1 protein-coding gene is annotated in these 289 nt (G+C 69.6%); it reads right to left on the bottom strand.

Going from position 1 to position 289, the window contains the following annotated elements:
• Positions 1-289: ABC transporter permease subunit (locus KB213_RS11990; RefSeq protein ID WP_408903744.1), on the bottom strand; the 289-nt coding region annotated here is incomplete at both ends.

Below are 289 nucleotides of genomic sequence, written 5' to 3'. Positions count from 1 at the left end.
CGGCGCATTCAGGTTGTTCATGAAAATACGGATGATCTCGCCGAAGCCCAGGGTGACGATGGCCAGGTAGTCGCCCCGCAGGCGCAGGGTCGGCGCCCCCAGCAGGGCCCCGGCACCGCCCGCCACCACGGCCCCCAGGGGCAGGATGGCCCACACCGGCCAGTGCAGGCCGAAGTGGGGGCTGGCCAGGAGGGCGTAGAGATAGGCGCCGACGGCATAGAAGGCGATGTAGCCCAGGTCCAGGAGGCCGGCGAAGCCCACCACGATGTTCAGCCCCAGGGCCAGCATG

Source organism: Neokomagataea anthophila, from assembly GCF_018122595.1.
Classification (GTDB): Bacteria; Pseudomonadota; Alphaproteobacteria; order Acetobacterales; family Acetobacteraceae; genus Gluconobacter; species Gluconobacter anthophilus.
The sequence above is the reverse complement of the archived record's forward strand: the minus strand, read 5'-3'. Positions and strand labels throughout refer to the sequence as shown.